Raw genomic sequence first — 13,228 nt, 5'->3', positions numbered from 1 at the left:
GACGTTGACAATGATTCCTACCCTGACATCATCAACGCAGGTGGTGTCAGCACGGTGCGACCCGCACCAATCAGCGTCTTCCTGAACAAGACTGGCGAAGACCCGATGGTGCTATTGCCGCCAGCGGCACGCACTCGCATCGGTGGTGACCCCATCGACCTGCAAATCTATTTCGGCTTTCCAATCGATGTGACGGGAACGCCACGTATTGCGTTGCAACTCGGTGACAACACGGTTTACGCGGATTACGTCTCCGGTTCGGGGACTCCGTTCTTAGACTTCCGCTACACCGTGGCGGACACCGACATTGATCTCGACGGCGTGCAACTGGCAAGCAATGTCATTGACCTCAACGGTGGTACGTTGACGGATCCGATTGGTGGCGAAGCGGTGCTGGAGTTCCCGAATCTTCCGTTCGAAGGCGTGTTCGTCAATGCGGTCGGTCCATTGGTCAGCGGCATCACACGGCAGGATACGACTCCAACCGATGTCGACTCCGTTCGCTTTGAAGTGAAATTTGCCGAAGATGTGACGGGCGTCGATGCGGCCGATTTTGATGTCGTGATGAACGCTGGCGACTTGTCCGGCGCAACCATTGATTCGGTTGTTGGTTCGGGCACGACGTACACGGTCACGATCTTGACCGGGACCGGCAGCGGTACGCTGGCGCTGAGCGTCAAAGATGACGCGAGCATCACCAACACCGGTGGTCATCCACTGGCTCGAGGCTATTTCGGCGGTGAAGTGTACACGTTGCGTCGCGGTACCGCCGATCCGATTGAGTACTACTACACCGACCAACATTCCGACTATCGCCCGGTTTGGAACGACGGCGAGATGATTCTGGCAGTCCATGGTTCAGCCGACGTGATTCCAGGTGGTGAAATCGCGAGCAACCGAATCTACACCTACGCCGACTCAAACGCTCTTGTCGAGCGTTCGGAAGACGCAGCCTATGATTTCGTCGGGGTTAGTGCGGGGGAATCGCTGTATGTACTGCCAAGCTCTCAATTGCCTGGGGTCCCCTATCTTGGTTTCACCAACGGCGACGTTCCTACCGATCTTTTTGCCAGTTATGTGCCCGACGATCCATTCATCACTTCCAGTACGCCGCGACCCTACATTCGGTATGAAATGACCGACATGCGTAGCAGCAGCGGCGGTGAATTCTCGATGTGGTCAACTCCAAGCTCGGGGCCCCGCGTCTACATGACGACCAGCGATGGCATTTCCAGTGACGATGTTCTTTGGAGCTCCGGTCACCTTCACCGAACCCTTGGTTTCTCGAAACCCGGAATCTATGAAGTCGATGTATTCCTCAGCGGCTATCTCGACGTCAATGCAAACGGAACCTACGACGAAGGTTTTGATCCGTATTACGAAAGTGGCATCCAGACGATGGTGTTCAATGTGGACACGCTGGGGGCGGTCGACGATTCATTCACGGTCATTGAAGGGGAAACACTCAACGGCGACGTGTCGCTTAATGACGATTGGCACGAGTCGATGGGCGACTACACAGCGTCGGTCGAAACGGAACCTGCCAACGGAACGCTGACGCTTAACGCCGATGGATCGTTTGCTTACGAGCCGAATGAAGGGTTCACGGGAACCGATCATTTCACTTATCTCGTGACGAACCAACGCGGTGGTTTCACGTCCGCGTCCGTGACGTTGGTCGCCCCTTCGATCAATGTTCAACTTGTGCCAGTGGCACTTCCTTCGGACCCCAGCGTCACCGATCTGCCCGACGGCATCGACTCGGTTCCCGTTGGCAGCAGCTATTTTGTCGAAGTCTGGGTTCAAGACAAAAACGACCAGCTTGACGGAATCGCCGGCGGCCACATCGACATTCAGTACACAACCGACCTGCTGGATGCATTAAACCTGAACCACCAGAACTTTAACGAATTGCAGTCAGGTGTGATTCATGAAGCGGCGGGTTTGATCGACGACTTTGGCGGCGGAACTCTGACACAAGGTCAATCGCTCGCGCCACAGTGGGCTCGGCTGGGCTACGTCGAGGTCATCGCCACCAGTGCCGGTGATGCTGAGTACCGATTACTACCGGGTGCCCTGCCGTTCGCAAGGTTCGGGGGCGGCAATGTCGGATTCGACGATGTGAACTTGAGTGACATCGCAACCGTCACGCACACTGAATCGTGGCGTCTTGATCTCACGGTTGTACGCGATCCATCGGACACGCTTGACGATGGCAGCGTGGATCAGATCCCTGCGTCGGTGTCATATGTGCACGAATGGGAACCGTTCTATGTGGAAGTCTATCTGTCGAACGTGACGGATGTGGACGGAGTGGAAACGATCACATTCGATCTGAGCTACGATACATCGATCACAACGGCCCTGCAGTTTAAACCAGGCCCGTCATTCGAATTTCCCGACGGGCTTCCAGTGGTGGACGACATCGCGGGCACGGTTTCGAACATCGAATTGATCGCGACAAAACTTGGTCTGGGGACGGAACCGGTGCTGCTCGGACACATACTGTTTCGTCCGACGGACTCGGATGACGTCGCGATGGATCAAGCAGGCGAGCAGACGCTTGGCCCACACACGCTCGGATTGGCCGCATCTGCAGTCACCGAGGTGGCGGGCCAGCAAGTGAACGTGATGATGGGCGAGACGCCGGCAACTGCGATGTGGGCGGTGCCCTACGATGTCGACGATAGTGACCAGATCGACTTTGCAGACTTCGCTATTTTTGCCGCTGTGTTCGGCGCGTCGGTGGAGAATTCAGAAACACCGTTTACGAGCTGGGCCGACTTTGATGGTAGCGGGCTGATCGATTTCGACGACTTGGCTTTCTTTGACGCTAATCAAGGGCTGACAGTTGACGACGATAAATTGTTGAGTTTCAGCTCGGTATACCCAACCCCTGAGCTTGCTCTGCCACAGGCGATAACGCCTCCAGAACTGACTCAAGCGACGCTGCAAATGTTCTCCAGTTTTGGCCCATTCAACAACGGGAGCGATGCCTATGATGTCAACAACAGTGGCGGTACGTCGCCCCTGGACGCTTTGCTTATCATCAACGCTCTGAATTCACAGACCAATGCACAGCCCTATTTCTTGGATGTCAATGGCGACGGCCGAACGACGCCGCTGGATGCATTGTGGGTGATCAACCGTTTGGACCGGACGTCGCCTGAACAAGCATCTGCAACGGACGAGGCGCTGAGCACATCAAGCGTTTCGACGCAGCCCTTTTGGTCGGAGAACAACAAGGACAGCGAGGGCGAAGATTTGATCGCGTTGCTCGCCGCCGATCAACGGCTCTTTTAGGCATGATGACGCAGCAACGTCCACGCTGGGTAGCACCGGAACATCGCCGTGCAAGCGACGACCACCCGGTCGCCGCCCCCTTCCGGGAGCCATCACCCCTCGTAGTGGACGAGGCAACGAGTCCCCGCCTCAGAGAGAACGGACAAACGCACGATTCCCCTGTTTCCGAGTTCGCAACGAGACCGGCTCCTTCCGGGAGCCATCATCCCTGGTAGTGGACGAGGCAACGAGTCCCGGCCTCAGAGAGAACGGACAAAATCACGATTCCCCTGTTTCCCAGTTCACAACGAGATTCAATACCTCACCCCCTCCGCTAACACGAAATCCATTCTCGCCACTCTGCAAAGCCCGGTTCAATAGAAGATCGAGGTCGATCTTGGCTTCGCTCACAGCCCTCGACTTCTCAGACTTTCGCTCTTGCTCGACAAGTCGTAGAACGTCGTGCAGCGTCATTGACGTGGGATCGATGGATCAGGGATCCCGTGATGCAGCGAAGACAGTTCGGATAATCACGTCAATTGCTTCTCAGCAGCATGGCGAGTGCACCCGCACGATTGATCCGCTGCGAAGGCGAACTTAGCAACGTTGCATCCAATATCGTTCGGAACGGTGGCGGAGCGTCTGCTGCAAAGACAAAGCTTGCTTGCCCGTTTGCCCTGTCGAATGTTTTCACGAAGACGAGGCGATGGTTTACATCGACCCGGACGAGTGAATCGACTGCGGAGCCTGTGTCCCGGAATGCCCTGCCGAAGCGATCTTCTATGAAGACGACGTGCCGGAGGCGTGGAAAGGATTCATTGCACTCGGCGCGACAAAATCCAAAGAATGCCCCTCGGCCCACGACTAAGGCTAGCCCAGTAGTTTACGCATCGCCGCAGCCACGCCCAGCGTGACTTCGGTCATGCGGGGGTAGTCGAGTGTCTCAGGGGTGTCGGTGGATTGATGATAGTTTGGATTGCGAAGAAAACTGGTGTCGGTCAGCATCAATGCGGGATAGTCCTTGTCCCAAAACGAGCTGTTGTCGCTGAGCCGAATCTCTTGGATCTTCTCGGGCAAACAGATCGAAAACAAGGGCATTCGTCGTGTACCGCGTTTAAAACCGCGACGGAACTGCCAACACAATTTCCACGACGCCATGTTGCCGACGGCGGCGAGAAAGTTTCCTCGTTTTGGAAAGAACCGGTGCATCCATGTGGGAATCCCCGGAGGAATCGATTGCGAGCCAGGCGTGAGGCTGTAGTAGCCCACCATTTCCAAGCAGAGCATGCCAACGATCTTGTCACCGCGGCTACGTGATTGGCGAGCATGATGTTGGCTGCCCATGGCGATCATGAAGTACGGCGGTTCTTCGCATGCGAACGCGACGTATCGAGCGGTTCGCCGCCCACGGTATTCTTGAAGCAGCCGACTGACTTCCAACATGACGGCGACGGCGGATGCATTGTCGTCAGCCCCCGGGGTGCAGAACACAGTGTCGTAATGGGCACCAAGAAGCACGATTTCTTCGGCACGTTTGGTGCCGGGCTGTTCGACGATCAGGTTTGTTGCCTCGTCACCCTCGGCGTCATAGGTTTCACGCTGAATCGTATACCCCATCTCCTTCCACTGCGACTGGATGTAGCCAATGGTCGCCTGGATCGTTTTGGGCTTTTGCAGAGTGCGGGGACCGATCAGCCCCGCAAGTCGATCGACATGCAGACGTAGGTTCGCTTCGATGGGTTCACGGTCAATATTCATCAGTACGGCGGAGCAAGTCGGCGGAATCCGTGAAAAAGGACAATCAATAGGAACAGTAAATTGCGAAGCAGAATGGCGATTGGGTTGACGGCCGGTACGGACGCGAGTGGTTTGCGTTCGATCGTGTCGGCGAGCGATGCGCCAAGTTTCTGCATCCACGAAACACTTCGTGGATACTCCGCGATTTCCTCAATCCACGGCTGTGGGATTCCATCGCGTCCAACCGCAGTACCAACGATTCCGCCAACAATCGCGGCTGTCGTGTCTGCGTCGCCACCGCATTCGATGATCGTCGCCACCGCACCGGAAAAGTCTCGCGGGTGTGACAACCAAGCATGAATGGCGACCGGGACGGTGTGGTAGGTGTACCCCGTGACGCCATGGGCGAGTCCCAATGACTGAGCAAACGTTTGCGTCGAATCGCCGGAATGGACGCTTTCGACCGTTTGCCGAAGCAAAGCGACTAGTTCGGCAGCCTCCTCACCAAGCGTATCGACAACTTGTCCGAGCCAAAGGTTCGCATCGGGTGAAACGTGTTCGCGTGCATGCTTTGCGGCCAACGCCACGGCGACCGCACCGAATTCGGCTTTGGGATCGGTATGGGTGATCCGCGTCGATGCACGCACCAGTTCCCGCATCAAGGAAACGTCGTCGATCGCGGCACCGAAAATTGCCGCACGCATCGCTGGCCCGTTACCCGCAGAATAAACGCCCGCGTTTTGTGGCTTCGCCCCCAACCAAAGTTTGATTCCCGCGCGAGCAGTCGCTTTGCCGACCCCGGCGGGGAAAGCCAAAATCCACCAACGAAGCCGCCACGCAAAACGCATCGTGAACCGATCAACGTCAACGTGTTCCGCAGAATCCGACAGAGCCTCAATCATCGACTGGGCGACCATGCAAGTGTGTTCGGTGTCATCCGAGATCATGCCTCGCCCAAAGAAGAATCGATAGCGATCCGGCGGGCCGAGCAATCGCGGTGCTCGATTGGGCGAAACACCTTCGTACGGCAAACCGAGTGCATCAGCCACGGCCGTTCCCAAGATGCAACCAATGATGGCGTCACGCTTCACTCAAATGGCTCCAAGATGAATCGTAGAATGAGGGGATCGCAGAAGTGCGAGTAGAAAACGAACAGCGTGTAGCGGAATTTCGATGTCATCGCGGATTCGGCTGCGGGAATTTTAGATACTCCACCGGCACTGCATCGACCAGCCAAACGCCATTGGCCGAACGATAGAAACAATATCCATCTTGCTGCATCGCTGCGGCATCGACGCACAGGATGATGGGCTTGCCACGCCGCGATCCGACCTTGGTTGCCGTTGTCTCGTCTGCCGACAAATGCACGTGGTTACGAGACCGTTTCTGCAGGCCACTGGCTCGGATGCTTTCGATAAAGGCAGCGACCGTGCCGTGGAAAAGCGTATCCGGAGGCGTCTGCGGTTCGAGGTTCAAATCGACACCCGATACCGAATGGCCTTGATTCGCGCGAATACGAAGACCATCGTCACTGAGCGCAAACCGTTTCTTATCGTTCGTCGCAACGACTTCGTGAACAAGTTCCAACGACAATGGTGTTCCGTGTGCGTTTGCTGCGGAGATCAGTTCATGGATGTCCAGCCATCCCTCTTCGTCGAGCGTCATGCCTACGACTTCGGGTTGGTGCCGAAGTACCAAACTCAAAAATTTGCTGATCGTGACGAGTGACTTGTCTGTTTTCATGGCCGCGATTCTAACCGAAAAGAGTTCTCGTCTGGGATGGCACGTGGGATGACAAGTTTCGCTAAGGATCGGTTTCACCGCGACAACAAGCCACAATAACGCGTCACCGATGCGATTGATCCACACAATCTCAATTCGTAGCAGGCGATCGCAAACAGCGTAGGTCGCGGACGAAATGGCAGGATCCAGCGATTTTGGGGCACGATGGTCCGTGGCATTCGCCGCCACGACCGTGCAAAACGCCCTGCGGCATCCTTTTCTAGCAAATGCCAACCAAAGTTTTTTAGCTGAAACAACGATGTCGAAATGGTAGGATGAAAAACACAATCACAGAAAGCTTCGTTACTCAGATGTGAAGTGACTGAAATAGCATGGCGACCGACGCACCTTGTAGAAGGCGGAGAGCTTGACAACACACAACTCGGCTGGACCGTCGGTTGGTTACAACTCGAAGGCTTCACCGAGCGAATGCAATTGAAATTGTCGGGCAATTGTCATCCCGATTTAGCTGGGTGGAAGTTTCGCATCCATCGCGAATCGCCGGAGCTCGATCGAGGTTTCGGTGGCGACGATCCACCCGATTACAGCGGCATCAGTCTTGATCAATCTGGAGTCGTCGGCGATATCACGGCCGACCAAGTCATCAAGCACCACGAGATTCCGACCGAAGAATTGCTTCGGCGATTGAGGGCGGGCGAGAAGCCGCCGTTCACTTTACGTAAATGTTTGTATTTGGAATGGTTCAGCAACCTTAACGGCCGCGTTGTCGTCCAGAGCACGCGTCTAATAGTCGAACGATTGGGCGAGCAAGCGTTTGAACTGACGGAATCGCAGTGGCGCGAGCAGATTAGCCAGAACCAAGAGGAAATGAACTTCTTCATGATGCAACTTGGTGACGCATTGGGCAACGCTGTTCCAGACGATGCTGCAAAGGATGATCCCTCATCAGAATCGTGAGACGCGGCAGCGGAGGGAAACGCTGTTAGGTATCTCGTCGCGAAACGAGCGACGCGTTGCGGGGATGCACGCCATCGAACGAAATTCTTGACGACTTTCGCACCCAAGTTTCCGCCGCTGATACGTTTTCAGAAACAGCCTCGCTGCGACAGCGAGCTCACACCACGACCATTATTCTTTGACGGGGAAACGGAACTCGCTTACTTGCTTTCCATTGACCTCGTGATGACGCAGTGTCAGTTCGGGCTTGCCATCCTTTCCCTTGGCTTTGACTTGCCCTGACAAAAAGCCGCCTGCGACTCGCAAAAATTGGTGCGTTGGCCGTTTGTCGCCTGGCTTCCATCCCAGCTCATGATCGGCGCTTCCGGGGCCGCAGCCGAATTCCCAAAGTCCTGATTCTTTATCGAGCGACGCATATTGCCAATGTCGATCGCCGCAAAAGATGATCAAACCGTCGATCTCTGCAAACGCCCGCCGCAGCTCGTCTCCCTCGTGAACGAAGTTGTCATTGGCGTGGTTGTCACTCTTGTTATCACGATCCGGCCCCACAATCGGCGTCGGGCTGAATAGCAATTTGAAGGTCGCATCGGATTCCTTCAGCGTTTGCAACAGCCAATCCTTTTGCTCCTCGCCCAAAATTGTCTTTTCAGGTCCGTCCGGCATCGTATTGGGGCTGCGAAAATCGCGACCTTCTAAAACCCAGATCTGTGCATGCTTGCCCCAGGACACCGTTTGGTAACGCGGTTGATGCGAGGGAAATTGCTCTTCGTTGAACAGCTTGACGCCTTCTTCGAAAGAGACCGATCCGTAGCGAGCTCCTGGCCAACAATCGTTTTTAAGCGTGTCGTGGTCGTCTTTGATGAAGTAAGTGGTGTGGTTTGCATAGAAGCGGCGATTGTTGGGCAAGGCAAAAATTCGCTGCCACTTGAACCGCATCAATTCCTTGGTCATCGCCCATGGATCGGGTTTGTCGTAGTATTCGATATCGCCGGCGTGGACGACGAAATCAGGGCTGATCTTTTCAAAGGCAGGATAGATTTTGTGTCCCAAATCGCCATCATCACGACGGATAAAGTCGTGACAGGTGGTCATGCAGAACCGTACGTCTTTGCTGCTTGTCGCTTCGGGCGCCGTTTCGAAGGTGCCTCGCAAAACCGCCGACAATGACTCCGCGGAATCTGGATTACTGCCGACCGGTCGCGTTTCCACGATTGCTGCGTACTCGGTCCCCGGCCTTAGATCTTTCAAATGCCACTGAGCCGTAAAATCCTGTGACGCGTTCGTCGTCGTCCATGCAGTCGTCTTTGAGTCGTAGCGTTTCAATTTTGGGAAGTAGGTTAGCCGCACTTCGCCGGCGGCGCCGGGGCATGCACCGAGCATCTGATCGAGTTCCGCTCCGGCAGGCAATTGTGCGGCAAGAAGTTCTTCCGCGTCGGTCCCCATCGCAAGTTCTCTTGCCTGGCGGTTAGACAATTTCACAAAGGGCAGCCCATCCATCTTCGCTTCCCGGTTTTTGGTTGTCCGAGTCCACAACACGATTGAGTTTTGGTCGGCCCAGCCATTCCGCATCCCGTTCGCGAGAAATGGCCCGACGGTGGATGATGCCGCAGGAGCATCCGACGGTGCCGGCAAGGTGGTCAATTGAAAGTTCTTGTATGCCGCTTTCCCGCCGTGATCGGTCAACATCACGCGGTCGCCCTCGCGGGGTTGGGCGAAACCGGACTCTTCGTAAAACTTGCTGCGAGCGTAGATCGCGTCCCAGGCGGTTCCCACAGTGGATGTTTCCGCGACCAGTTTTCCATTGAGGAAATGTTGCAAATGAGTTCCCCGGACGACCACTCTCGCATGATTCCACTGGCCGGCCGGTTTTAACGGCTTGTCGAGTGCGGGAGCTTGCAAATCGTAGATCGCGGCGGTCGAGCCATTGCTCGGATTTTTCAGCGGGATCGCCTCATCGATAATCTGGTATTCCACTCCCAGATAGCGGCTGCCAAATTTGCGGACTCGGTATTTGAGTCCCGAATTGGTTTTTGGCGAGATCTTCCAGTCCCAAGCAAGTTCAAAGTTTGGTGGCAGGGGAGGGCTTAGCAGATTTCCATCGCCGGTGCGAGGTTTTACTAAACGAACCTCACCCTCGGCAAACTCCCAGGCCTCGCCCACAGGTTTCCCTTTCCCGGTCCGCCAAAACGACGGCTGGCTCCAATCATCCTCGGGCGACACCAGCGATATCTGTTCGGCAGCGGGGTCGTCCGAATCATTTGCTTCATCGGCAAGGCAGACGCTCGACCAAACTCCTGCAACGGTAAACAACGACAGCGATAAACAGTGGACCAAGCCAAACAAACGCATCGAAGCAGTCCTATCAATGTTGGGGGAACGAGCAAGACGTGCCCCATGATACTCGAATTCCCTGGGGGCAAGCAAAGGAGCGGCTCAAGAACGATGGAAGACTGAAAACTTAATCGATCGTTCACCCTGACTGATGAACGATGTGACGCATCTTTTTGCGTAGCGGAAGTCGTCAAGACTTTCGTTCCATGGCCAAAGCGAATCACCTGGTTCTGGCGAAGCAAGCTAACAGAAAATTCTGTTACGACCATTGATGTTGATGCAACACTTTGCCGTCGAGGTCCACGATGCGTATCGTTAGCGATTTCTGGTTGCCGTCGTCACTCGCATCGATGATCGTCAGTGTGGCTTGATCCGGTTTGGGACCACCACCGACGAACTGCAGGATCGGCATCTCCTTGCTCGCCGCATCAAGCCGGTCGCGATGCATGTGCCCCGATACAATCGCTTGACAATTTGCTTGTTTCAGCATCGGCAGCCATAGCTTGGCCCCAAAACCGCTGTAGCTTGCGTACCCATCGAGTGTCGTGCCGTCATTTTGCCCGTCGGTTCCACGCAGCGGTATATGGCAGGCGACAACCTTGTAGGGGGCATCGGCGATCTCAGGTCGCTCGAGCGTTTGAGCCAACCAAGTCGCTTTTTTTTATACGTAGGGTTGGTAGGCCGCGGTGCCTGCGAATACGGGATGGTGATCCGGTTTGTCTTCTCCGGTGTCAAGTGTGATCAACGCCAGAGGCCCGAACCGCAAGGCTTGGTTGTAGGGTAGTTCGGATGACTCGGGCGCCGCGGCAAAACTGTCGATGACTTCACGAGCGCGTTGGCCTCGCACGTCATGGTTGCCATTACTAAACAATAGGGGACGAGTGCTTGCCCAAGACCGTTGTGGATCTTTGGCGGGATTCAGCAAGATCTGTTCAGGAGAATCGGCAGCGTCAAAATCGTTGCAGCTGTCGCCATTCCAAATCAGCAAATCGGGATCGAGTTTATTAATCTCGCGGTGAAGCGAATGGATCGTTTCCAAGTTTTCGTGCGTGTCATTGATACTGACGATGCGAACCCGCGCCGTCGATGCACTCGTCAATTGCAATGGATTGATCGCGGTGGATTGGGGTTCGCCACGCTCGAGCATGTAGGCGTTTGCGTAGCGAAGCGGTTGAACTTTCACGCGGTAAAAAATGGGCCGATCGGTTGGCAGCGCTTCCGGGTGATGGACGCGAACATGCAGGACACGATCATCGGCGCGAATTAATCCATGCTGGCTCGCCACCGCCGTGAACGGCAAATCGTCTTTGCTAAAGCCATACTCAACCCACGCCGTCGCCAACTGGTTCACAGCAATGCTGACGCCAAACCCATTACTGCGAGGATTTTGCACGACCGGAGGGCTAGCGATTAGCTCGCTGGCTTTGCTGTTGTCCGTTTGCAATTCCTTGCCATGGGCCTGGGCATCCAAGTGGATCGCGGAAATGGCGACCGCAGAAACAGGCACGGAGCCGAGAAATTGACGACGGTTGAACATGTTTGGACTCGATAGGAGGGAATGCTGGTTGTTGCAGTTTACGCAAATCTGTTTACTTGAGCGATAACAGTGAAATACTTCTTAGAAACACATCTCAAACTTTCTTTTTACGAGATGAGCAGCAATGGTCGGTGCGAAATAGTGGTGGATAGCGTCACACCAAGGGCCTGCGTGCCACCGCAGCGTAAGGCGTGGTCGAGCAAGGATTGGCCAATTGGGATCACAGCGGAGGAGTGGGGAAATCTTCAATCCCGTTTTGAGACTCGAAGCGTGCTGGACATTGCATTGAATCGGCTACAAGCAAACTCGACATGGCTTGGGGTGACATCGCAAGCTCCATTTAACGACCTTCTTCAAGAACACGTTGCCTGCGGCGAAATCGTGTCGCTGTCGCGTTGTGATGATGCCCTTACTCGCCTTCGGCGTAAGTAATGGCCAATCCTGCACTAATTGGTATTTCGTCGTGCGCTGCGTCTTACGAGCGGTGCTGAGGTTCAGCGTCGTGCCATCCGTCAAGTGCTGCTGCACGTGCAAACATATTCATTAACCTAGAGCCAGGGGATTTCGTATCCGTGATTTGCCATGGCCTCGCTGCAGATTGTTGCAAACGTTTCCTGTTGGTCATCGCTCCAGAGTTTCCATCGCTGCGTCCGCTGCGCTGGATCTTTCGCGGCATGACGGTCTTCGCCCATGAATCGAGTCGGGTGAAATCGCTTGGAGAGCGGTGCAAGACAAGCTTCATCAAAATTGAGACCGATCGATTCAACAGCGGACGTCATCTGTCGCTTAAACGCCTCCAACTCGTCGATCAACCATTCGTGTCGAAATAGAAAAACATGCGACTGAGAGGACTGGTACTGCAACATATCCTGGCGAAGCGACCAAAGTTTGCACACGTTTTCAAATGTCATGTCCTTGAATCCGCGAAACGAATTGTAGGACGAAACAACTTCGATTCCGTTCCGGACGATGTAGCAAATCGCCAGTCGAGGAAACGCATCCCTCAGCCCGATTGCGGCTCGTGGGTCGAGCATCGAATAAGTCGAAATGGCCGAGTACTCGTCGGGGTCCCGCCAATTGGCTTGCGGCCAATAGATATCCAGTAACGCGCGGCGATGCACCTTCCAGAATTCACAGTGACCGACAGGCGGAGATTCGGGAAAGGTCTCGACATGCAAGTTCGCTGCACGCATCAGATTGTGAATGTAGTTGCACTCTTTGTTGTAGCTGGCAACTCTTGGATGGGCAGCAAGACATTGCCGCAAAACCGTCGTCCCTGAGCGGCCGAGACCACTGGCAATGATCAGTGGGAGATCAAAAAAAGGATGCTCGCCAGTGGAGCGTTCGGTTTTGCTGAATTTAAAAAGAGCCATGGTACTAATTCAAACGCATCTTCGAAGAGCTGAACGGCTTAGACAACTTTGCGGACGGAGGTTTGTTGTGAAGTCGACTTGCGTTTGCCGTTTGTTCCTAGGCTCTGTCTGAAAACCATGTTGCCCGTTATTTCGTACGAATGAGAGGTAAGTTATTTCGAACGAAAGGGAGGAGGTAATCATGGTGGGGCGGCATTGCTTAACCGACGATCAATGGGAACTCATCGCGGACCTAGTGATGGTTGAACGTAAGCCGGTCGGTCGGCCT

10 protein-coding genes and 1 pseudogene are annotated in these 13,228 nt (G+C 54.8%); 4 read left to right on the top strand and 7 right to left on the bottom strand.

The genetic code is table 11. From position 1 onward, the window contains the following. Positions 1 to 3,303: dockerin type I domain-containing protein (locus tag ABX962_RS16425; protein ID WP_372721134.1), on the top strand; the 3,303-nt coding region annotated here is incomplete at its 5' end. A gap of 589 nt (positions 3,304 to 3,892) precedes the next feature. Beyond that, a pseudogene (locus tag ABX962_RS16420) lies at positions 3,893 to 4,150 on the top strand (indolepyruvate ferredoxin oxidoreductase subunit alpha). Between the two features lie 2 nt (positions 4,151 to 4,152). On the opposite strand, the gene ABX962_RS16415 reads toward ABX962_RS16420, so the two are convergent. The 3 genes from ABX962_RS16415 to ABX962_RS16405 form a co-directional block, all read right to left on the bottom strand. Then, entirely contained in the window at positions 4,153 to 5,040 is an 888-nt protein-coding gene (locus ABX962_RS16415; protein ID WP_372721133.1) for a M28 family metallopeptidase, read from the bottom strand. Continuing rightward, complete coding sequence (locus ABX962_RS16410; RefSeq protein WP_372721132.1) at positions 5,040 to 6,110, bottom strand: ADP-ribosylglycohydrolase family protein; 1,071 nt, start codon at positions 6,108 to 6,110, stop codon at positions 5,040 to 5,042. The genes ABX962_RS16415 and ABX962_RS16410 overlap by 1 nt, the downstream gene beginning before the upstream one ends. A gap of 85 nt (positions 6,111 to 6,195) precedes the next feature. Continuing rightward, complete coding sequence (locus tag ABX962_RS16405) at positions 6,196 to 6,762, bottom strand: RNA 2'-phosphotransferase (RefSeq protein ID WP_372721131.1); 567 nt, start codon at positions 6,760 to 6,762, stop codon at positions 6,196 to 6,198. Positions 6,763 to 7,119: 357 nt separating this feature from the next. On the opposite strand from ABX962_RS16405, the gene ABX962_RS16400 reads away from it, so the two are divergent. Then, positions 7,120 to 7,719: a hypothetical protein gene (locus tag ABX962_RS16400; protein WP_372721130.1), complete on the top strand. Its 600-nt coding sequence runs from the start codon at positions 7,120 to 7,122 to the stop codon at positions 7,717 to 7,719. Between the two features lie 171 nt (positions 7,720 to 7,890). Here the strand turns inward: ABX962_RS16400 and ABX962_RS16395 are convergent, their stop codons facing one another. The 3 genes from ABX962_RS16395 to ABX962_RS16385 all read right to left on the bottom strand — a co-directional run bounded on the left by ABX962_RS16395 (position 7,891) and on the right by ABX962_RS16385 (position 11,587). After that, entirely contained in the window at positions 7,891 to 10,068 is a 2,178-nt protein-coding gene (locus ABX962_RS16395) for a family 16 glycoside hydrolase (RefSeq protein ID WP_372721129.1), read from the bottom strand. A gap of 241 nt (positions 10,069 to 10,309) precedes the next feature. After that, a complete protein-coding gene (locus tag ABX962_RS16390) occupies positions 10,310 to 10,696 on the bottom strand; it encodes a hypothetical protein (protein ID WP_372721128.1) in 387 nt (128 codons plus the stop codon). A 15-nt stretch (positions 10,697 to 10,711) separates the two neighbouring features. Continuing rightward, positions 10,712 to 11,587, bottom strand: coding sequence for a metallophosphoesterase (locus tag ABX962_RS16385; protein ID WP_372721127.1), 876 nt, complete (start codon positions 11,585 to 11,587; stop codon positions 10,712 to 10,714). Positions 11,588 to 11,656: 69 nt separating this feature from the next. Between ABX962_RS16385 and ABX962_RS16380 the strand changes: the two genes are divergently transcribed. Beyond that, complete coding sequence (locus ABX962_RS16380) at positions 11,657 to 12,019, top strand: hypothetical protein (protein WP_372721126.1); 363 nt, start codon at positions 11,657 to 11,659, stop codon at positions 12,017 to 12,019. Between the two features lie 116 nt (positions 12,020 to 12,135). Here ABX962_RS16380 and ABX962_RS16375 read toward each other — a convergent pair whose 3' ends face one another. Then, positions 12,136 to 12,960 carry a sulfotransferase gene (locus ABX962_RS16375; RefSeq protein WP_372721125.1) on the bottom strand — a complete coding sequence of 275 codons (825 nt, stop codon included), beginning with the start codon at positions 12,958 to 12,960 and terminating at the stop codon, positions 12,136 to 12,138. Positions 12,961 to 13,228: the final 268 nt, after the last annotated feature.

Source organism: Novipirellula sp. (assembly GCF_041583735.1).
Classification (GTDB): Bacteria; Planctomycetota; Planctomycetia; order Pirellulales; family Pirellulaceae; genus Novipirellula.
This window is presented reverse-complemented; position numbering and strand designations above follow the sequence as displayed.

Coding starts and splice junctions, on each gene's coding strand:
- ABX962_RS16405 (WP_372721131.1), bottom strand. CDS start 6,762: ATGAAAACAGACAAGTCACTCGTCACGATCAGCAAATTTTTGAGTTTG.
- ABX962_RS16385 (WP_372721127.1), bottom strand. CDS start 11,587: ATGTTCAACCGTCGTCAATTTCTCGGCTCCGTGCCTGTTTCTGCGGTC.
- ABX962_RS16415 (WP_372721133.1), bottom strand. CDS start 5,040: ATGAATATTGACCGTGAACCCATCGAAGCGAACCTACGTCTGCATGTC.
- ABX962_RS16375 (WP_372721125.1), bottom strand. CDS start 12,960: ATGGCTCTTTTTAAATTCAGCAAAACCGAACGCTCCACTGGCGAGCAT.
- ABX962_RS16395 (WP_372721129.1), bottom strand. CDS start 10,068: ATGCGTTTGTTTGGCTTGGTCCACTGTTTATCGCTGTCGTTGTTTACC.